The following is a 20,482-nucleotide window of genomic DNA, read 5'->3' on the forward strand; positions in this document are numbered from 1 at the left end:
CATCAGTGCGCCACCCCCGCAGCCACGGATTCGTCGATAAACCTGCCCTCACGGAACCGGTCGAGGCCAAACTCATCCGTCAGCGGCCCGTGCCCTTTGGCGATCAGCTCGGCCATGGCCCAGCCGGACCCGGGTGTGGCCTTGAACCCGCCGGTGCCCCAGCCGCAGTTGATAAACACATTCTCCACCGGCGTTTTCGACAGGATGGGCGAGCGGTCACCCGTCACATCCACGATCCCGCCCCACTGGCGCAGCATTTTCAGACGGCTCAGCATCGGAAAGGTCTCGATCAGCGCGCGCACGGTTTCCTCGATATGGTGGAACGATCCGCGCTGCGTGTAGTTGTTATACCCGTCGGTGCCGCCACCGATGACCATCTCGCCCTTGTCGGACTGCGACAGATAGCCGTGAACCGTGTTGGCCATCACAACCACATCCATGCAGGGTTTGATCGGCTCGCTGACCAGCGCCTGCAGCGCCACACTCTCAATCGGCAACCGGAAGCCTGCCAGCCCGGCAACATGGCCTGAATTGCCCGCCACCACGATGCCCAGCTTGTCGCAGTCAATCGCACCGCGGTTCGTGTCCACACCGACGACTTTGCCCCCCTCGCGGCGGACGGCCGTGACCTCGCACTGCTGGATGACGTCCATGCCCATGTCCGAGCACGCCCGCGCATAGCCCCAGGCGACCGCATCATGGCGCGCCGTGCCGCCGCGCGCCTGCCACAGCCCGCCCAGCACCGGATAACGCGGCCCGGCGATATTCATGATCGGCACCAGCTCTTTCACACGGGTTGGGGTGATCCATTCGGTTGTCACGCCCTGGAGCGCATTGGCATGCGCCGTACGCTGATAGCCCCGCACCTCGTGATGCGTCTGGGCCAGCATGATCACGCCGCGCGGGCTGAACATGACGTTATAGTTCAGATCCTGGCTCATCGTCTCGTAGAGAGACCGCGACTTTTCATAGAGCGCTGCCGACGGGTCCTGCAGGTAGTTCGAGCGGATGATCGTTGTGTTGCGTCCGGTGTTGCCACCGCCCAGCCAGCCCTTTTCCAGAATGGCGACGTTTTTGATGCCGAACCGTTTGCCCAGATGATAGGCCGTGGCCAGCCCGTGCCCGCCGCCGCCGATGATGATCACATCGTATTTCTTCTTTGGTTCCGCCTTGCGCCAGGCCCGTTCCCAGCCCGTGTGGTAACGTGCGGCCTCGCGCGCAACAGCAAAGACAGAATAGCGTTTCATGGCACCGGTCCCCGAACATGGCTGCGCACCGGAATCGCACCGGTGCTAAGGTTCACTCTCTTCTGCCGTTCCCTGTGGAAAAGAGGATACTGAGCGCGTCACATCCTGACATGTTTGCGACACGGCGTGCAATTGACGCAGCTGTGACGGGGGCGTGGCCTTTTGCCCCTTTTTACCCGGGCGCACAGCGGCTACATCTGAGCGCGCGTTGGAAGGGAACACCATGGCTTTCTGGATCATCACTGCCGGACTGGCAGTCGTTATTTCAGTGCTCATCGCGCTCGCGATGCGCGCCCCGCGTGCTGCGGGCGCTGAGCCTGCGGCGGCCTATGATCTGCGCGTCTACCGCGACCAGCTGCGCGAAGTGGAAAAGGACCTGGCGCGCGGTGTGGTCAGCCCGGCGGATGCCGAACGCGTGCGCGCCGAGGTGTCGCGCCGCATCCTTGCCGCCGATGCCGCCCTGCAGGTCGAAGAAGCAGGCGAGGACGACAAAAAAGGGGCGCCCGGGCTTGTGGCCGCCCTGCTCGCCGTACTGCTCATCGGCGGCAGTGTCGGGCTCTATACCCGGCTTGGCGCGCCGGGATACGGTGATCTGGGCCTCAAAGACCGCATCGAGATGGCGGAGGCACTGCGCGCGGACCGCCCCTCGCAGGCAACGGCAGAGGCCGGCCTGCCCCCGATCCGCACCCCGGCGGATGCAGGCCCGGATTACGTCGCCCTGGTCGAGCAACTGCGCGCGACCGTCGCACAGCGTCCGGATGATCTTCAGGGTCTGACGCTGCTGGCCCAGAACGAGGCCAATCTCAACAACTTCCCCGCAGCGGCTAAAGCGCTGGCCGAAATCATCCGCATCAAGGGGCCGGACGCGGATGTGACGGATTTCACCAATCATGCGGATATGCTGGTGCTGGCAGCGGGCGGCTATGTCTCCCCCGAGGCCGAAGAGGCCCTGACAACCGCGCTGGCAATGGACGAGACCAATGGCACGGCGCGCTATTACATCGGTCTGATGCTGGCCCAGACCGGACGCCCCGACCAGGCGTTCCGCGTGTGGGACAGGCTGCTGCGCGAAGGCCCGCCTGACGCGCCCTGGATCCAGCCGGTGCTGGCGCAGATTGACGACATGGCGATCCGCGCGGGCGTCAACTACCAGATCCCAGAAATCGGCGGCGGGCGGGGCCCGTCGCAGGCCGACATCGAAGCCGCGCAGGACATGAGTCCTGCTGAGCGCATGGAAATGATCGGCAATATGGTCTCCGGCCTCTCCAGTCGCCTTGCAACCGAAGGCGGCCCGGTCGAGGACTGGGCGCAGCTGATCACCGCCCTTGGTGTGCTGGGCCAGCAGGGCCAGGCCCGCGCGGTCTATGACAACGCCGTTCAGGTCTTTGGCGATGATACCCGTGCGCTGGATCTGCTGCTGCGGGCAGGCCAGCGGGCGCAGGTTGTCGAATGATCTTTGAAGACATGAGCGGGTTTCTGGAGGCCCTGCCCCCGGCTCAGGGGCTCGCCGGGCTGGATCTGGGCACCGCCACGATCGGCGTTGCGGTCTCTGACACCTTTATGTCGGTCGCGACACCACTGGAAACGATCCGGCGTAAAAAATTCGGCACAGACGCTGCGGCGCTGATGAAAATACTCTCAGACCGGCGGATCGGCGGCGTCGTTCTGGGGCTGCCGCGCAACATGGACGGCTCAGAGGGGCCGCGCTGCCAGTCGACCCGCGCCTTTGCACGTAATCTCGACCGGCTGGAGGGGTTTGACCTTGCGGTGACTTTCTGGGATGAGCGTCTTTCGACCGTCGCCGCCGAGCGCGCGCTGCTGGAGGCGGATACGTCACGGAAACGTCGCGCAGAGGTCATCGACCACGTGGCCGCCGGATATATCCTGCAGGGGGCATTGGACCGCATCCGCGTGCTGCGTGCAGAAAAGGGAACGACATGACAGACGACATCTGGCAGCGTGACGAAATCGAAAGCCCCTGTGTGAAAATCTGCGTTGTCCACCCCGAGGCACGTCTGTGCACCGGCTGTCTGCGATCCATCGACGAGATCACACAGTGGTCGCGTATGTCCAGGGAAGACCGCCGCGCCGTGATCGCAGAGCTGCCCGCCCGTGCGGGAAAGCTGACAAAACGCCGGGGCGGTCGGGCCGCGCGGCTTGCGCGCTGAACCGCGCTGCGACACTGCAGGCGGGCAGACAACGACGCACCCGGGCGAACATACTGCGTGAAACGCGCGCTTCGGGCGGACTGAACCCGAACCTGCATTCGGCTGAATTCACACCCGGGCCGCCCTGCCCCGCGCTCAAAAATCATTCCGCGCTGAAAACCTTCGAAATGCTTGCTTTGTGCAGGTAACCGCTCAATAGTCATCCTGCACCACCTGAAAAGGTTTGGTTTTAGCAAAAGGATTTTTCAATGATCGCGGGTTTTTCGCGGAATAACCGGACGACAGAACGTCCCATAGGATAGGCACTGATGAATGTTTCAACCAACCGCGCAGCGCGCGTGCCTTTGCTCATGTCTGCCGCGGCAACACTGGCCCTTCTCGCCGGCACGCTGAGCACAACGCAGGCGTCGGCCGCGACGTATACGACTGATGTATTGCGCAGCGCGGATACCATTACCCAGACCCTGAGCCTGGACGGCGGTGCCGTACCTCACACCGACGCTGAATACAGGGACTACACCGTTTCCAGACGGTACAACCTGCAGGGCTTTGACAACAGCCGGGGCACTCTGACCGGCGCCAGCCTGCACTGGTCCTATACCCGGGCAGTCTCCGCGTTTACGGAGTTTCGAAACGTGCGTTGCCTGGACGCCAGCCTGCGGAGCGACGGTCGCGATTGCCGGAATATCGATCTGCGCAACAACGCAGGCAAAGGGGACAAGGACGTCGCCAAAGGCCAGTTGCAGCTCTCCGTCCTGGGCACAGACAGCAAGCGCACCCTTGGCACACCCCAGGTGGTGCGCGACGGTGAATATGACTTCAATCCCGAAAACCCGGATGTCGGCGCCGTGCAACATCCCTCGTTCATGTGGGGTGATTTCACCACCTGGTCGAATCCCGGCAGCCAGGTTCTCACTGATCTCGACAGTCTGACCCGCAATTCCAGAATTGACCTGACGCTGACAGCAAAGCTCTTTGATTCAGGCGGCTGGATCGATTGCGACGCCTCCATCGGCAGCTTTGTCAGAGAATGTGTTGCCGACGTGAAGACGAGACTGTTCTGGGACATCGATTTCTGGATTGAGTACGAATACGCCGAAATCCCCGATGACGATGATGACGACGATCTGAGCGCCGTGCCGCTGCCAGCCAGCGGATGGCTGTTGCTGGCAGGTCTCGGCGCGCTCGCGGGTCGCAGGGCGAAAAACCGCGCATCCTGATCCGGATCAGCGACCACCCGTTCAGTACCCGGCAACTCAGGGCGTTCGCAGGTTCATCGGGCGCGCCGCTTTGAAACCAGACCATCGACCCCGCGTCAGGATTTCTTTTTCTTTTTCATCATGGTCGCAGCCTGCGTGTAGCCGCCGGAAGCGCCGTCGATGAAATGGATATGGTCATCGGTCATCACCGACGGAACGATACAGGTCATCATCGCCTGATCCTGTTCAAACACACCATAGCTGACCAGCCGATCAGCTTCTGCCTTTGCAAGTAACTCCCTGATCTGACGCAGAGTTTCCCTGTCGCAATCCAGCGTCATTTTCAGCCCGTCGTCGTATTTACGAAAATCCGAATTGCGCGACACCGTGCGCGCATAGTGTCCCGCGCTGAAACCGCCCAGTGTGATCCCGGTGCGCATCAGCAACCAGGCCACCATGGTCTCCGACAGCACTCTGAGACGCGCGGCCCAGAACGCGCCCGTGCCCTTTGAGGCATGCGCCTCCAGGCTGACCCCGGGCGGCGGCCACCGGGATCCGGGACCTTCAACAGGGACCGGATGCCCGCCCCGCTCCAGACCCTGCGCCAGCTCGATAACCTGACGCGCAATGGCGGTAAACTCCGCACCATCCACCCCGCCCACGGGCTGCAGCACCAGCGACAGAATTGTCCCGTTTCTCGCGGTGGTCGGCGACCAGCGGCACGACAGACCGGTCAGGTCGGGCACGGTGCCTTCGGGTGCCGGTTCAAACCCATAGTCTGATGATTTCAGGGCATTTTCCGCCCAGGAAACACCGCCGCCGTTGAACATCGCATAATCTGCGGTTTCAGACGCCTGATAGCGTGCTACACCAATGCTCAGACCTGCCGCAAGTATGTCGCGCACAGGCACAAGACCTGCCCGCAAACCGATCCCGAACTCGTCCGCAGCCCAGCGCTGCACCGCGCGCAGCGCCTCTTCGGCCACGCCTGCCTGCCCGGGCCAGATGGCAAATGTCGCGCCATCACCTCCAAAAACAAAAGGAAAGGGCACACCGTCCGACGCGTTGATCTGCGCCGAAATGACCGCAGCACCCACCATGTTGACTGTCTTGTAGCGCCCGTTCGCCACTTCGATCGTGGAATTGACCACATCAGAGACCCCGACAAGCCAGTCTTCGGGAACAGGTGTAAAGCAGGCCGGATTGCACAGATTGTCAAAGGCAGCGGTACGCGGCAGCCCGGCGTAAAACTCTTTACCTGTCCCCATACTCACCTGCCACCCACTGGCATCCCCGCTGACACCCCTGGAAAAAAGGGTATCATATCATGCGGTCAGGATAAAATGGGGGGGGCCGCCCGCTCAGACCGCCTGCAGTTTGCGCGCCTCTTCACCGGCCAGTTTCAGCAGCTGCTGCATAAACGGCTTGTCCAGATCATCGCGGCGCACGGCAGCATAAAGACGGCGTGTGATCCCCTGCGCCGTCAGGGGCCGCGTCACATAATCTGACGAGTATTTCACCTCCCGCACGACCCAGTCCGGCAGGACAGACACGCCCCGGTTAGACGCCACCAGCAGCAGAATAACCGCCGTCAGTTCCACCTGGCGGATGGCCGCAGGCTCAACCTTGGCGGGGATCAGCAACTGGCTGAAGACATCCAGCCGGGTGCGTTCCACCGGATAGGTGATCAGTGTCTCGCCGCGAAAATCAGCCGCCTCGACAAAGGGTTTCTGCGCCAGCGGATGCGCGCTCGAGGCCACAAAAACCGGCGCATAATCAAAGAGTTCGACGAACTCGACGCCTGGCAGATCTTCCGGATCAGAAGAGACCACAAGGTCCACTTCCTCTTTCAGAAGCGCGGGCAGCGCGTCAAAGGCAAGGCCCGGGCGAATGTCCACATCCACCTCGCCCCAGTGACGGCGGAACTGCTCCAGCACCGGAAAGAGCCACTCGAAACAGGCGTGGCATTCGATGGCGATATGCATGCGCCCCGTACTGCCCGCCCGCAGACCGCTGAACTCGTCCTGCAGCGCCTGGACCTGCGGCAGCACCTGTTCGGCCAGTTTCAGCAGCCGGTGACCGGCCGGTGACAGCTTCAGCGGCTTGGAACGGCGCACAAACAGCTCAACCCCCGCCTGATCCTCCAGCCCCTTGATCTGATGGCTCAGCGCCGACTGGGTGATGTGCAGCAGATCAGCGGCCCGCGCCAGCCCGCCTGCCTGATGGATCGCCTGGATCGTGCGCAGATGGCGGAACTCAATATGCATACCGAACTCATGTTAAAGATGAAAGTTATGAGTTTGTTTCATTTTTCTGGATATGGCACAAGAGACGAAATCAAAGGAGCCTTCACTTATGTCCGCCCCCGCCGTTTCATTCGAGGTTTTTCCCCCCAGATCCATCGACGCATCGTTTCGTCTGTGGGATACTGCCCAGGCCCTGGCCCCGCTGGAGCCGCGCTTTTTCTCGGTGACCTATGGCGCGGGCGGCTCCACCCGTGATCTGACCCATGACGCGGCCTATACGCTGCGCAAAACCTCTGGTCTGCCCGTCGCAGCACATCTGACCTGTGTGGGTGCCACACGTGCGGAAACGCTCGCCACAGCGCAGCGCTTTGCAAAGGCAGGCGTGACCGATCTGGTCGCGCTGCGCGGCGACCCGCCCGAGGGCAGCGACGGTTTTACCTCGCATGCAGACGGCTTTGCCAGTTCGGTTGATCTGATCAGCGCGCTGGCGGACACCGGCCAGTTTACCCTGCGCGTTGGTGCCTATCCCGAAAAACATCCCGAAGCCGCCAGCCGCCAGGCCGATATCGACTGGCTCAAGGCCAAGATCGACGCGGGCGCTGCAGAGGCGATCACCCAGTTCTTTTTCGAGGCTGAGACTTTTCTGCGGTTCCGCGATGCCTGCGTCAAAGCGGGAATCGACGCGCCGATCACCCCCGGCATCCTGCCGGTGACCAACTGGAAAAACGCCCGCGCCTTTGCCGCACGCTGCGGGGCAACCGTTCCCGCCTGGCTCGATCAGGCGTTTGAAACCGCAATGCGCGATGACCGGCACGACCTGCTGGCCCGCGCGGTCTGCACCGAAATGTGCTCGGAGCTGGTGGACGAGGGCGTGGACGCGCTGCATTTCTACACGCTTAACCGCCCCGAACTGACCCGCGAGATCTGCCACGCACTGGGCGTCACCCAGGCGGTCACAGGGGTGCGGGACGTCGCGTAACCCCTTGAGTGCGGACAGCAGACTGCTACCTTCCGGCTGACCCCAAACCGCCGGAGCCCGCCATGCCGTATGCCGCACAATCCCCCGCTGACCTGCTGCCCCCTGAAAAGATCATCAGCATGTCCGGTCTCGCGTTCATGCAGGGCATCCTCAGGGGCGAGATCGCGGGCGCCCCGATTGCCGAAACCCTGAATTTCGACCTCCATGAGGTGGAGGAAGGCCGTGTCCGGTTCAGCGGCGTGCCCACCTTCGCCGCGATGAACCCCAGCGGCGCGGTGCACGGCGGCTGGTACGGTGCGCTGCTCGACAGTGCCCTGGGATGTGCCGTGATGACGATGGTGCCAAAGGGGTCGGTCTATACCACGCTGGAATACAAAGTGAATATCACCCGCGCGATCCGTCCCGGCACGGTGGTGGACTGTGTCGCAGTGGTCGATCATGTAGGTCGCTCGACGGGTGTGGCCCATGCCGACATCCGCGGGCGCGAGGATGGCAAGGTCTATGCCACCGGCTCCACCACCTGCATCATCATGAAGGTCGCCTGAGGTTTCGCACGGCCTCAGGAGTGCGCGCGCTGCGCGTTACCGGGAGCCTGTCTCCAGCCCTTCGTGCCGGGCCAGCGCGCGGCAATAGGCGGTCCAGTCCCGGAAGTCCTGACTGAAGACATAAGCGGTGCCCTTTTCCGACCAGTCGTTGCATTTGCTGCGCCACAGATCCGAGACCCAGACGCGTGGATCGCTGCGCCCTTCCCTTTCTGCCCGCGTATAGGCTGCCGCTGCCCAGACCTCTGCGGCCTGCGTCAGGCGTTCCGCAGCAGACCCCGGCGACACCCATTCTGCGGCAACCGAATACAACGCTCCGCATGCCACCATGCTCTCGCCGATGGGCTGGCCCGCCTTTGCCGGTGCGACAGAGCCTGCCAACAGCAGTGCGGCAGCTGTTTGTCGTATCATGTCAGGATCCTCCCTGCCCCGCGCAGGGCAGTCTGGTGCAGGATCATGGCCACAAGATGGCGTGACACCTGCCTGTGGCCGGATCAGCTTTGCCAGCGCGGCAGATGCCGCATCATACGCCGCTCGGGGGTCGGCAGACCAGCGGCGCGGATCGCAACGCTGTCATGCAGCCGCTCGGAGTTGTCCTGCAGCGGCACGCGTGGCCGGCGGGAGACCAGCCAGCGGCCATGCCCCCGAAAGGTGCCCAGCATCGGCACGGTGGCATCGCGCGCAAAACGCTGTGACCAGCCCTGGGGCAGCGGCAGCCCGCGTTTCTGTGCTTTTTCCAGAATCCAGACCAGCGGGATATTCGACAGCGGGCGCGCGGCCGGAAAAGTGCCGACCTGGCCGCCCACATCGCCGTGGGTGCCGGGAAACCACATCTGCTCCACCCGGCCCGGATAGCCCTCGGGCGTGGTCCAGAGCACCGGGGAATAGGCCACGCGCGTCTCGTCCAGGGCCAGGGCCTGAAAGCCTGCGCGCACGTTATGGCTCAGGTGGTGGCTGTGGAATGCGTGTTTCCTGGCAGACAGACGCCACAGCCAGGGCATGTTCAGCCCCAGCGATTTCACCGTGTCCCAGACACCGATCATCTCGATGCCCGTCTCCGCATGACAATGCGCGCGCGAGAATGTCTGCGCACAGCTGCTTGTGGGATCATTCTGGTAGTGGCGGTAAACTTCGCGGATATTGCGTTCGGTCGCATCCTCGGCACGCAGCAGACCCACCAGATCAATCACCCCCGCCAGGCTGCGCACCGCATAGGCCCCGCGCGAATAACCAAAGAGGAAAATCCGGTCGCCGGGCCGGTAGCGCGACGCGAGATAGCCGTAAGCGCGCCGGATCTGCCGGTTGATGCCCCGCCCCTGCATCACATCAATCGCCGACCGCCAGGTGTGCCACTGCACGCCCGGTTCATAAAACAGCGATACGCTGTGCCCGGTCTCGCGCAGCAGTTTATAAGTGGTACCGGCGTTGGTCTCGCATCCCGGCTCCAGCGACGACAGCGTGCCGTCCAGGATAACCACATGGGTCACAGGGCCGCGGCGCGGGCCGAAATCGCTGGCAGGACGACGCCACAGACGCGCGCCCAGCCAGTCAGAAACGATGTTATGCCGCAGCGATATCCTCACGCTTCAACAGCTCCCAGACCTTGTGCGGGGTAAATGGCATATCTGCCTGACGCACCCCCCGCGACCACAATGCGTCCTGTACAGCATTGGCCACTGCCGCCAGCGCGCCAACCGTGCCCGCCTCCCCGCAGCCCTTCATGCCCATGATATTCGCCGTCGACGGCACCGGCTCCGAGGTGAACTCAATAGTGGGGACGTCATCCGCACGCGGCAAGGCATAGTCCATGAACGATGCCGTGAGCAGTTGCCCGTCCTCATCATAGACCACATGCTCTGTGATCGCCTGTCCGATGCCCTGAACCACACCGCCATGCACCTGCCCGATGGCCAGCATCGGATTGATAAGATTGCCAAAATCGTCAACGACGGTATAGCGGTCCACGTTGGTCACTCCTGTCTCGGGGTCCACCGTTACCTCTGAAATATGGCAACCGTTGGGAAAGCTGCGGGCATCCAGTTTTGCACGCGCCTCGTGCATCAGCAGATCGTCGCGGCCCTGCGCGCGGGCCATCTCCGCGACCTCCAGCATGGTGGGTGTCAGGTTGGACCCTTCCGCCCGGAACCGCTCATCGTCAAAGCTGATCTCGGCTGCCGGCACCCCCATTTCATCGGCCAGAAAGGCGGTAAAGGTCTCTGTCATGACCGAAACCGCCGCAAGGGTGGCATTGTTCTGCACCGTCACAGACCGTGACCCGCCGGTGCCGCCACCCTGGGCAATCAGATCGCTGTCGCCCTGCACCACCGTGATCCGGTCAGCCGGAATACCCGTCTGATCGGACAGGAAAGTGGCATAGACCGTCTCGTGGCCCTGCCCGGTGCTCTGTGTGCCGACAAAAATCGTCACCGTACCATCCTCGTTAAATGCGACGCGTGCGCCCTCAGCAGGATCACCCAAAATGCTTTCAATATAGTAACAGATGCCGATCCCCCGCAGCAGACCCCGCGCCGCATCTGCCGCACGGCGGGCCGCAAAGCCCGCTGTGTCCGCCTCTTTTTCCGTACGCGCCAGTACTTTGCCGAAATCGCCCACGTCATAAGTTTCACCCGTGGCAGCCTTATACGGGAACTGATCAGGCCGGATAAAATTGATCCGCCGCAGCTCAAAGGGGTCCACGCCCAGCTCGCGCGCGGCGCGGTCCATCAGACGCTCCAGCACATAGATCGCCTCGGGCCGTCCCGCCCCGCGATAGGCGTCGACCTGCACGGTGTTGGTGTAAAACCCCTCGACCTGCAGCCAGGTGGTCTGCACATCATAGCAGCCCGCCAGCACACGGCTGAACAGCTGGGTCTGAATGGGCTGACCGAACTGCGAGTTATAAGCGCCCAGATTGCATTTTGTGTGCACCCGGTAGGCGGTGATTTTATGGTTCTCGTCAAAGGCAAATTCCGCCAGCGATGTCAGATCGCGCCCGCCGTTGTCGCTCAGCATTGCCTCTGTCCGGTCAGACGCCCAGGCGACCGGACGGCCCAGCGCCCGCGCGGACTGCGCACAGAGAAAATATTCCGGATAGGCAAAGGCCTTCATCCCGAACCCGCCGCCCACATCCGGGATTGTCACCCGCACGGCCTCCGGGTCCAGGTTCAGCGCTTTGGCCAGCTGCGCCTTGTGCGCCCAGACACCCTGCGCGCCCAGCGACACATGCAGCCGCGCACCGTCCCATTCGGCATAACAGCCGCGCGGCTCCATCGCGTTGCAGATCACGCGGTTGTCCCCGACCTCCAGTGATACGGTATGAGCCGCGGCCTGAAACGCAGCCTCTGTCGCCGCCTGATCGCCCATGCCCCAGTCAAAGGCGCGGTTTTCCGGCGCCTCGGGGTGAATGGCCTGATCCCCCGGCCCTACCGTCATCTGGGCGTCCAGATCGTCATAGTCGAGCTCAATAAGCTCGGCGGCATCGCGCGCCTGCTCCAGGGTCTCTGCCACCACAAAGGCCACAGGCTCGCCCACAAAGCGCATCCGCTCTTTGGCCAAGATCGGACGCAGGGGTTTTGCCCCATCGGACCCGTCGCGGTTTTTCACAACCGTGGACTGCATCGCAATGTCCAGCCCCGCCGCCTCCAGGTCCTCAACCGTCAGAACCAGATGCACTCCCTCAGCCGCACGGGCCTCCGAGACATCGAGCCCGGTAATGATCCCATGCGCCACAGGCGCGCGGAAGACAAAGCCCACCAGCGAACCTTCCGGTGCGATATCGCCCACATAGCGGCCCTGGCCGGTCAGGAAACGTATGTCCTCAACCCGTGCGACGGGCTGCGATTTGCCGAATTTATCCATGGGAAGCTCCTTTATGGCGCTGGGGTGCGGTTGCGGACACCGCAGGGGGTCGCCGGTGTTCAGGTGGCGGGGGGTGTCCCGCCGTCACGCTTCATATAGTCAAGAAGCCAGCCACGGAAAGCCCTGGCGGCCGGTCTCAGGGCACTGCGGTCCGCACAGACCAGAAAATACTGGTCAGTGCCCGGAATTTCGACATGTCCGGCACAGCGCACCAGCCCGGACTGCGCCACCACCAGATCACTGGCCGAGGCGCGGGCGAGCATGACACCCACCCCCTGCGCGGCCATGGCCGCCGCCATTACAGTGCTGTCTGCATGCACGATCCGCAGCGGCGCCAGAGGCTGGCCCAGCGCGTGCATCACATGGCGCCAGCCAGACCGGTGCGTCGCCACTTCGATCAGGGGATGCCGGCTGAGGTCTGCCGGTGCATTGATCTGCGCGGCCAGTGCCGGGGTTGCCGCAGGGTACAGTGTTTCACCCATCAGCGGATCATAGTCGCGCCCGAACTGCCCCGGCGTGCCAAAGACAATCTGCAGATCGCTGTATCCGCCGTCAAAATCAGAAGCCGCATTGCCCGTGTTCAGCGTCAGCCGCACCCCCGGGTGGGCCGTCTGAAAATCCCGCACCCCGCCCGCCAGTACCCCGTGGGCAAAGAGCAGGACAGAGCGCACAAAAAGCGGCTGTTCCGCACCGCTGCCGAATATCCCTTCAGTCGCCTCTTCCAGCAGGCCCAGAGATTGCTGGACCGTCGGCAGATAGGACCGCCCCAGATCCGTCAGCGTGACCGACTGTGCGCCCCGCTCGAACAGCGGCGCGCCCAGCTTGTCCTCCAGCGCTCTGATCTGCTGGCTGACGGCCGCCGCTGACAGGTTCAGCTGGCTGGCCGCCCGGGCAAAGCTCTCGGTGCGTGCAGCCGCCTCGAAAACGCGCAGCCAGTTGAGGGAGGGAACACGGGACATGCGCCGAGACTAAGTAAAACTTAGCCTCAGAGGCAAGAGCCACCGTGCTGCATTCCCGCAAACCGATGCGATGCTGCGGCAACGTCACAAAGGAGACCCGAAATGCCCCAGCCCCTCCCGCTTGAAAACGGTCGCCTGAGTGCGGCCCAGTCCGAACAATACCGCGCGGACGGGTTCCTCTTTCCCCTGCCTGTCATGCCCGCAGGCGACGCGCAGGCCCTGCGGACCGAACTCGAAGCGCTTGAGGCCGAATGGCTCGACAGCGATCTGCCCCTGCCCTTTGGCACCTACAAACGGGTCAACGCGCATTGTGTGATGCCGCTGGCCTGGCGCATCGGTCACGACCCGCGCATCCTGAATGTGGTCGAGGGCGTGCTGGGGCCCGACATCATGGTCTATTCCGTGGAGTTTTTCATCAAAGAGCCCAACACACGGCACATCGTGTCCATGCACCAGGACCTGACCTACTGGGGTCTGGGCGAGATTGACGGGCTCGTGACGGCCTGGCTCGCGCTGTCGCCCGCCACGCCCGCCTCGGGCTGTATGGATTTCGTGCGGGGCAGCCACAAAAACCCGATCCTGCCCCACCACGATACCTTTTCCGAAAATAATCTGCTGTCGCGCGGCCAGGAAGTGCGCGTGGATGTGGCGGAAGCCGACAGGGTGCCCATCGAAATCCACCCCGGTCAGATCTCCCTGCATCACGGGCTGATGATCCATGGGTCGGGGCCGAATACCACTGATGACCGCCGTATCGCTGCCGTTGTGCGCTATTGCACCCCGGCCATTAAACAACAGGTGGGTGCGCGCGATTATGCGGTTCTGGCGCGGGGCCAGGACCGTTTCGGGCACTTTGAGGGGTTTGAGGCGCCTCAGGCCCCCTTTACGCCCGCCGCCCTTGCCACCTACGATGAGATCCGGCGTGCCCAGGCCGCGACAATGATGAAGGGCGCGGAAAAAGAAGGAGGGCTTTACGCGTGATGGACAAGGTCAGCTTTACTCAGATGAAGGACGGCACCGCCGAGGATTATGCCTTCCTCACTGAGCACGAGACCGAATACACCCGTGGCACCGCCGACCGGCTGCTGCAGGCGATGGTGAGCCTGGATGAAAGCCTCTCGGGCTATCAGGTCACACGGCTGGGCCACTCGCTGCAATCCGCCACCCGTGCGGAACGGGATGGTGCGGACATCGACTGGATCGTTTCCGCCCTGCTGCACGACATCGGTGACATCTATGCGCCCTATAATCACGACGAATATGCGGCCACGATCCTGCGTCCCTTTGTGCGCGAACAATGCACCTGGGTGGTGGAAAAACACGGCGACTTTCAGATGGTCTATTACGGCCATCACGTGGGCGCTGACCCGCAAAAACGCGACAGGTATAAAGGGCATGCCTATTTCGATGACTGTGCGGCCTTTTGCGAGCGCTGGGACCAGGCGAGTTTCGACCCGGACTATGAGACGCTGCCACTGGCGCATTTTGCACCCATGGTGCGCGCGGTTTTTGACCGGACGCCTTACGACCCGGACGTGATCCGCGCGGGCGCGCGGGAGCCTCTGGTCGCAGGCTGAACACCGGCAGAGCGGGACAAAGCGGCCGACCGCCCGTCGAGGCCGGCCGGCCGCTGCCCGGCTGCGCCAGGCGCGCACGATACCAAAAGACGGCGCAAACCGGGCGCCGGACCTTTTCCTTCGCCCCGCCTTCCGCTAGATGATCGCGCAACGCGGACAAAGGATACCGTCATGGCGCTCGACAAGACATTTGATGCACAGCAAGCCGAAGCACGGCTCTATGCCGCCTGGGAAAAGGCCGGGGCTTTCAGAGCCGGGGCCAATGCCTCGCGCGATGAGACCTTCTCCATCATGATCCCGCCGCCCAATGTGACGGGCTCGCTGCACATGGGCCATGCGTTCAACAACACGCTGCAGGACATTCTGATCCGCTGGCACCGCATGCGCGGCTTTGACACGCTCTGGCAGCCCGGCACGGACCACGCAGGGATCGCCACGCAGATGGTGACCGAGCGCGAAATGGCCGCCAATCAGGAGCCCACACGCCGCGAAATGGGACGTGAGAAGTTCCTTACAAGGGTCTGGGAGCAAAAGGTAAAATCCCGCGGGACGATCATCGGCCAGCTCAAACGCCTTGGCGCGTCCTGTGACTGGTCGCGCGAGGCCTTTACCATGGGCGGCGCCCCTGGTGATCCGGAGGCAGGCAGCGGCGCACCCAATTTCCACGATGCGGTGATCAGGGTCTTTGTTGATATGTACAACAAGGGGCTGATCTATCGTGGCAAGCGTCTGGTCAACTGGGACCCTCATTTCGAGACGGCGATCTCGGATCTTGAGGTCGAGAATATCGAAGTCGACGGGCATATGTGGCATTTTAAGTACCCCCTGGCCGGCGGTGAGACATATGAGTATTTGGAGAAGGGTGAAGATGGGGAGGTGCTCTTTCGCGAGGAGCGCGATTATATTTCCATTGCCACCACGCGGCCCGAAACCATGCTGGGGGACGGGGCTGTAGCCGTTCATCCATCAGATGAACGTTATGCGCCAATTATCGGAAAGCTATGTGAAATTCCGGTTGGGCCAAAAGAACACCGTCGCCTGATCCCGATCATCACCGATGAATACCCGGATAAGGATTTCGGCTCGGGTGCGGTTAAGATTACGGGCGCACATGACTTTAACGACTATGAGGTCGCAAAGCGCGGCGGCATCCCGATGTACCGGCTGATGGATACCAAAGGGGCGATGCGCGCCGATGGTGCGCCCTATGCCGAGGCTGCGGGCATTGCGATGGCCGTGGCACAGGGGGAGCAGACCCTGTCAGAGGCGGAAGCGGATGCGGTGAACCTGGTGCCGGACGCATTGCGCGGGCTGGACCGGTTTGAGGCGCGCAGGCAGGTGGTGCAGCAGATCACAGAAGAAGGTCTGGCGGTGATGCATTCGGTGCCTGTGATCGACCCTGAGGATGGCCAGGAGAGCAGTGAGCTTGTGCCACTGGTCGAGTCGAAGAAGATCATGCAACCCTTTGGGGACCGGTCGAAAGTTGTGATCGAGCCGATGCTGACGGATCAGTGGTTTGTGGATACAGCACAGATTGTGCAGCCGGCGATTGATGCGGTGCGGAGTGGCGACGTGACGATCCACCCCGAGCAGGACAAGAAGGTCTATTTCAACTGGCTGGAGAATATCGAGCCCTGGTGTATTTCGCGACAGCTGTGGTGGGGGCATCAGATACCGGTTTGGTATGGGCCTTCAAAAGAAGAAATCGCGACTCATCCGGCGATCTACAACGGTTTGCCGAAAGCATTTTGCGCAGCTTCTTTCGCAGAGGCATGCGAACAAGCTCGGCAATACTATGGCGACCGAACCGAACTCACAGAGCATCCCCAGGACGAAGGCACGATGCAATATTGCTATTCGAAGGAAGGCGACGCTTTGACGGCGGTTTCTTTACGACGGGACCCCGACGTGCTCGACACCTGGTTCTCCTCCGGTCTCTGGCCTATCGGCACGCTGGGCTGGACGGGCGATGCAGACCAGGACGCAAAGAACGACGCGCTGCAGAAGTATTTCCCGACGTCCACACTTATAACCGGCTTCGACATCATCTTTTTCTGGGTCGCCCGGATGATGATGATGCAATACGCCGTGGTCGGCCAGAAACCTTTCGACACGGTCTATGTGCATGCGCTGGTGCGCGACGAGAAGGGTAAGAAGATGTCCAAATCGCTGGGCAATGTGCTCGACCCGCTGGACATGATTGATGAATATGGCGCGGATGCGGTGCGCTTTACGCTCACGGCTATGGCCGCCATGGGGCGCGACCTTAAGCTCAGCACGCAACGCATTGCAGGATATCGGAATTTCGGCACCAAACTGTGGAACGCCTGCCGCTTTGCAGAGATGAACGATGTCTTTGCCCACCGCGCGGCGCGCACCGACGTAATACCGACGTCATACCGACCCGAAACCGACGTGACACAGACGGTGAACAAATGGATCATCGGTGAAACGGCAAAAGTGCGTGAAGAGATCGACGCGGCGCTGGAAAATTATCGCTTTAACGACGCGGCAAACGCCGCCTATGCCTTTGTCTGGGGCAAGGTCTGCGACTGGTATCTGGAACTATCCAAACCTTTGCTGCAGGACGCGGAAAATACTGATTTCGCTGAAGAAACCCGCGAAACCATGGCCTGGGTGCTGGATCAGTGCATGATCCTGCTTCACCCTGTGATGCCATTCATTACAGAAGAGCTCTGGTCGGCGACGGGCGCGCGCGACGGCATGCTGGTTCACGCCGAATGGCCTGACTATACGGCGGCAGATCTTGTTGATGCGGAGGCAGACCGCGAAATGAACTGGGTTGTCTCTCTCATCGAGGCGATCCGCTCTGCGCGCGCTCAGATGCATGTGCCGGCGGGTCTTTATGTCCCTCTGATTGTTACAGAAATTGACGCAGCTGGTCAGGCCGCATGGGACCGGAACGAGGTGATGATCAAACGTCTGGCGCGCGTTGAGGCATTGGAGACCGCGTCTGACTTCCCGAAAGGCACAGTATCGCTGGCCGTTCCCGGTGCCTCCTTTGGCCTGCCGCTTGCAGATATCATTGATATTGCAGAGGAAAAGGCGCGGCTTGAGAAGTCTCTGGGCAAGCTGGCCAAGGAGTTGGGTGGCCTGCGCGGGCGCCTGAACAACCCGAAGTTTGCAGCATCAGCCCCGGCGGAAGTTGTAGAAGAGACTCGCGCCAATCTGGCGTTGCGCGAGGAAGAAGAAGCGCAGCTCAACGAAGCACTCGCGCGCCTGGCCGAACTGGGATAAACTGCCTGCATGCGCAGCTTTCGATCACTTGTTGAAAAGCAGATCGCCAGGACTCGCGCGGCTGGCGGTCTGAGCGGCCTGCAAGGAGAAGGAGCGCCCCTGCCTGACCGTCCCGTTGAGACGGGCGAGCAGGCAGCGCTGTCGACAGGCATGCGCATAATGGCGGAAGCCGGCGTGCTGCCGGAAGAATTCGCACTGAAAAAGCAATTGGATGCGGCCCGCAAATCTTATGCATCATGCACACAGGACGCAGAACGCAGCAAACTGATGCGTCAGATTGCCGACCTTGAACTCAGGTACGGGATAGCCCGCGAAGCCCGGCAAAAATTTATGTCCTGAAAGGCTTTAGTAGATTTGCAAACAGTCCGCCCAACATTTGCAAATGACGTTTTCCTTATTTGAATACTGGCGCCCGCTTGGCAAACCGGGCTGAAATCACCTCCATCTGCTCAGGCGTCCCCAGCAAACCTGCCTGTGCTTCAGCCTCGGCGACAAGAACCGCTTGGGGTGGATTGTCAGCAGCAAAGGCCATCAGCTTTTTCGCCGTGCGGACGGCTGCCGGGCTCTGCCCCGCAATGCGTTCCGCCAAAGCGCTGGCATCAGCCAGTGGATCATCGGCCAGACTGGTGACCAGCCCCCATTCCTCGGCCTGAACTGCGTCGATTTCTTCGGCGGTGTAAACCAGGCGGCGCATCACATCGTCCCGCACGAGCTTTGGCAACAGAACCATCCCGCCCATGTCCGGCACGATACCCCATTTCATTTCCATAACCGCCAGCCTTGTGTCAGGGGCTGCAATGCGAATGTCGGCCCCAAGTGCCAGCTGCATACCCGCTCCGAAAACCACGCCTTCGAGCGCGGCAATGACTGGAATGTCCAGCCGGTGCCAGGCCATCACAACTTCCTGCCATTGATTGGTTGTGCCATTGCCGTGCGTGCGAGGGACAATCAGCCCTTTGATATCCTGCCCGATCATGCCGCCCAGGCTGCTCAGATCAAGCCCGGCACAGAAGGATCCGCCTTCCCCGCTCAGAACCACGACGCGGGCGTCAGATGCGGCAACCTTTGCAGCGGCAGCTATAATGCCGTCTATCATCTCCTGATCCATTGCATTTTTCTTGTCTGACCGTGTCAGAACAACCTGCGCAATGTGATCACTTATGCTTACCCGGACGCGTGCCATCTCTGTCTCCCTCGCTTTGAGAGCAGTTGACAGAAGCCTGTCGCTTTTTGCCAGCAAAACGTCGGGGCACAAGAGAGGCTTGCCCAAACCCGGTTGCTCGTTTTAATAGAACCAATGACCTACTTTCGCCTTACCCCGCTTGCCGATGCCTTGCCTGATACCGTGCCTTTTGTCGGCCCTGAAACGCAGGAGCGCGCCCGGGGCAACCTTTTCGATGCGCGGCTCGGGGCGAATGAAAACGTCTTTGGCCCCTCTCCCGCCGCGATCCGCGCGATGGCCGAGACCCCGCTGTGGATGTACGGCGATCCGGAAAACCACGATCTGCGCCACGCACTGGCCCAGCACTATACGATTCCAGCCGATACGATCATGGTTGGCGAGGGCATAGACGGTCTGCTGGGGTATCTGGTGCGCCTTATGGTCGGACCAGGCGACTCGGTCGTCACCTCGGACGGTGCATATCCGACGTTCAACTATCATGTCGCGGGCTTTGGCGGGACGCTGCACAAAGTGCCCTATAGAAAAGATCACGAAGATCCGGTGGCGCTGTTCAAAAAGGCGCAGGAAACCAAAGCAAAGCTGGTCTACATTTCCAATCCGGACAACCCGATGGGCAGCTTTCTGAAAGGCGATGACCTGCTTGCAGCGATGGAGCATCTGCCCGAAGGCACGCTTCTGGTTCTGGACGAGGCCTATATTGAATGTGCGCCGGATACCGCAGAGCTCGCCCTGCCGTGGGACGACCCTCGCGTCGTGAGACTGCGCACTTTTTCAAAGGCTTATGGTCTGGCGGGTGCCCGCGTTGGTTATGCAATCGGCGCCCCGGAACTGATCGCCGCCTTCAACCGTGTGCGCAATCATTTTGGTATGAACCGTGCTTCCCAGGAAGGCGCGCTGGCCGCCCTGCAGGATCAGACCTGGCTCCGGTCCGTGCTGGCCCGGATCGTGGCGTCCCGCTTTCGTATTATGGAGACCGCCCGAAACTGCGGTCTTAAACCGCTCCCATCGGCCGCCAATTTTGTCTGCATCGACTGCGGTCATGACGGCGCGTTTGCCGCAAAAGTGCTGGAACACATGGTCACAGATGGCGTTTTCGTACGCATGCCTTTTGTCGCGCCGCAGAACCGGTGCATCCGTGTCAGCTGTGCGACGCCTGCGCAGATCGACATCCTCGCCGACGCCCTGCCGCGCGCGCTGCGGTTTGCAGAAAGTAGCTGACGCAGGCGCGGAACCGATTATACTCGCCGGGGTAAACAGGTGACGAGG

The 20,482-nt window shown here is 61.9% G+C and carries 19 protein-coding genes; 11 read left to right on the forward strand and 8 right to left on the reverse strand.

The genetic code is table 11. The features are described 5' to 3' along the window. Positions 1–2: 2 nt before the first annotated feature. Positions 3–1,247 carry a sarcosine oxidase subunit beta family protein gene (locus tag Q1A34_RS05490; RefSeq protein ID WP_300031810.1) on the reverse strand — a complete coding sequence of 415 codons (1,245 nt, stop codon included), beginning with the start codon at positions 1,245–1,247 and terminating at the stop codon, positions 3–5. Between the two features lie 223 nt (positions 1,248–1,470). Between Q1A34_RS05490 and ccmI the strand changes: the two genes are divergently transcribed. The 4 genes from ccmI to Q1A34_RS05510 all read left to right on the forward strand — a co-directional run bounded on the left by ccmI (position 1,471) and on the right by Q1A34_RS05510 (position 4,635). Continuing rightward, positions 1,471–2,700, forward strand: coding sequence for a c-type cytochrome biogenesis protein CcmI (gene ccmI / locus Q1A34_RS05495; RefSeq protein ID WP_300031812.1), 1,230 nt, complete (start codon positions 1,471–1,473; stop codon positions 2,698–2,700). Then, positions 2,697–3,188 (forward strand): Holliday junction resolvase RuvX, encoded by a 492-nt coding sequence (ruvX, locus tag Q1A34_RS05500; RefSeq protein WP_300031814.1) that lies wholly within the window; start codon positions 2,697–2,699, stop codon positions 3,186–3,188. Before ccmI ends, ruvX begins: the two co-directional genes overlap by 4 nt. Continuing rightward, a complete protein-coding gene (locus tag Q1A34_RS05505) occupies positions 3,185–3,415 on the forward strand; it encodes a DUF1289 domain-containing protein (protein WP_300031816.1) in 231 nt (76 codons plus the stop codon). The genes ruvX and Q1A34_RS05505 overlap by 4 nt, the downstream gene beginning before the upstream one ends. A 308-nt stretch (positions 3,416–3,723) precedes the next feature. After that, on the forward strand, positions 3,724–4,635 hold the full coding sequence (locus Q1A34_RS05510; RefSeq protein ID WP_300031818.1) for a VPLPA-CTERM sorting domain-containing protein: 912 nt from the start codon (positions 3,724–3,726) through the stop codon (positions 4,633–4,635). 95 nt (positions 4,636–4,730) lie between these two features. Here the strand turns inward: Q1A34_RS05510 and Q1A34_RS05515 are convergent, their stop codons facing one another. Both Q1A34_RS05515 and Q1A34_RS05520 read right to left on the reverse strand, forming a co-directional pair. After that, a complete protein-coding gene (locus Q1A34_RS05515; protein ID WP_300031820.1) occupies positions 4,731–5,882 on the reverse strand; it encodes a DUF3095 domain-containing protein in 1,152 nt (383 codons plus the stop codon). Positions 5,883–5,975: 93 nt separating this feature from the next. Further along, positions 5,976–6,881 (reverse strand): LysR family transcriptional regulator, encoded by a 906-nt coding sequence (locus Q1A34_RS05520; RefSeq protein WP_300031822.1) that lies wholly within the window; start codon positions 6,879–6,881, stop codon positions 5,976–5,978. An 88-nt stretch (positions 6,882–6,969) separates the two neighbouring features. On the opposite strand from Q1A34_RS05520, the gene metF reads away from it, so the two are divergent. Then, on the forward strand, positions 6,970–7,839 hold the full coding sequence (gene metF / locus Q1A34_RS05525; RefSeq protein ID WP_300031824.1) for a methylenetetrahydrofolate reductase [NAD(P)H]: 870 nt from the start codon (positions 6,970–6,972) through the stop codon (positions 7,837–7,839). Positions 7,840–7,901: 62 nt separating this feature from the next. Beyond that, entirely contained in the window at positions 7,902–8,384 is a 483-nt protein-coding gene (locus Q1A34_RS05530) for a PaaI family thioesterase (protein WP_300031826.1), read from the forward strand. A 36-nt stretch (positions 8,385–8,420) separates the two neighbouring features. Here Q1A34_RS05530 and Q1A34_RS05535 read toward each other — a convergent pair whose 3' ends face one another. The 4 genes from Q1A34_RS05535 to Q1A34_RS05550 form a co-directional block, all read right to left on the reverse strand. After that, positions 8,421–8,792: a hypothetical protein gene (locus Q1A34_RS05535; protein ID WP_300031828.1), complete on the reverse strand. Its 372-nt coding sequence runs from the start codon at positions 8,790–8,792 to the stop codon at positions 8,421–8,423. A gap of 83 nt (positions 8,793–8,875) precedes the next feature. Then, a complete protein-coding gene (locus Q1A34_RS05540; RefSeq protein WP_300032359.1) occupies positions 8,876–9,925 on the reverse strand; it encodes a DUF2235 domain-containing protein in 1,050 nt (349 codons plus the stop codon). Between the two features lie 16 nt (positions 9,926–9,941). Further along, positions 9,942–12,239: a xanthine dehydrogenase family protein molybdopterin-binding subunit gene (locus Q1A34_RS05545; RefSeq protein WP_300031830.1), complete on the reverse strand. Its 2,298-nt coding sequence runs from the start codon at positions 12,237–12,239 to the stop codon at positions 9,942–9,944. Positions 12,240–12,298: 59 nt separating this feature from the next. Beyond that, complete coding sequence (locus Q1A34_RS05550) at positions 12,299–13,198, reverse strand: LysR substrate-binding domain-containing protein (protein WP_300031832.1); 900 nt, start codon at positions 13,196–13,198, stop codon at positions 12,299–12,301. A gap of 102 nt (positions 13,199–13,300) precedes the next feature. Here Q1A34_RS05550 and Q1A34_RS05555 point away from each other — a divergent pair, with 102 nt between their 5' ends. The 4 genes from Q1A34_RS05555 (at position 13,301) to Q1A34_RS05570 (ending at position 18,372) form a co-directional block, all read left to right on the forward strand. Beyond that, positions 13,301–14,179, forward strand: coding sequence for a phytanoyl-CoA dioxygenase family protein (locus Q1A34_RS05555; protein WP_300031834.1), 879 nt, complete (start codon positions 13,301–13,303; stop codon positions 14,177–14,179). Beyond that, a complete protein-coding gene (locus Q1A34_RS05560; RefSeq protein ID WP_300032361.1) occupies positions 14,179–14,775 on the forward strand; it encodes an HD domain-containing protein in 597 nt (198 codons plus the stop codon). The genes Q1A34_RS05555 and Q1A34_RS05560 overlap by 1 nt, the downstream gene beginning before the upstream one ends. Positions 14,776–14,946: 171 nt before the next feature. After that, positions 14,947–18,033, forward strand: coding sequence for a valine--tRNA ligase (locus Q1A34_RS05565; RefSeq protein ID WP_300031836.1), 3,087 nt, complete (start codon positions 14,947–14,949; stop codon positions 18,031–18,033). Positions 18,034–18,042: 9 nt separating this feature from the next. Next, positions 18,043–18,372, forward strand: a complete 330-nt coding sequence (locus tag Q1A34_RS05570) for a DnaJ family domain-containing protein (RefSeq protein WP_300031838.1) — start codon at positions 18,043–18,045, stop codon at positions 18,370–18,372. A 55-nt stretch (positions 18,373–18,427) separates the two neighbouring features. Here the strand turns inward: Q1A34_RS05570 and Q1A34_RS05575 are convergent, their stop codons facing one another. Next, positions 18,428–19,216 (reverse strand): crotonase/enoyl-CoA hydratase family protein, encoded by a 789-nt coding sequence (locus tag Q1A34_RS05575; protein WP_300031840.1) that lies wholly within the window; start codon positions 19,214–19,216, stop codon positions 18,428–18,430. 114 nt (positions 19,217–19,330) lie between these two features. On the opposite strand from Q1A34_RS05575, the gene Q1A34_RS05580 reads away from it, so the two are divergent. Next, entirely contained in the window at positions 19,331–20,434 is a 1,104-nt protein-coding gene (locus tag Q1A34_RS05580; RefSeq protein ID WP_300031842.1) for a pyridoxal phosphate-dependent aminotransferase, read from the forward strand. Positions 20,435–20,482 lie beyond the last annotated feature (48 nt).

The sequence above is a fragment of the uncultured Roseobacter sp. genome (assembly GCF_947491795.1).
Lineage (GTDB): Bacteria > Pseudomonadota > Alphaproteobacteria > Rhodobacterales > Rhodobacteraceae > Roseobacter.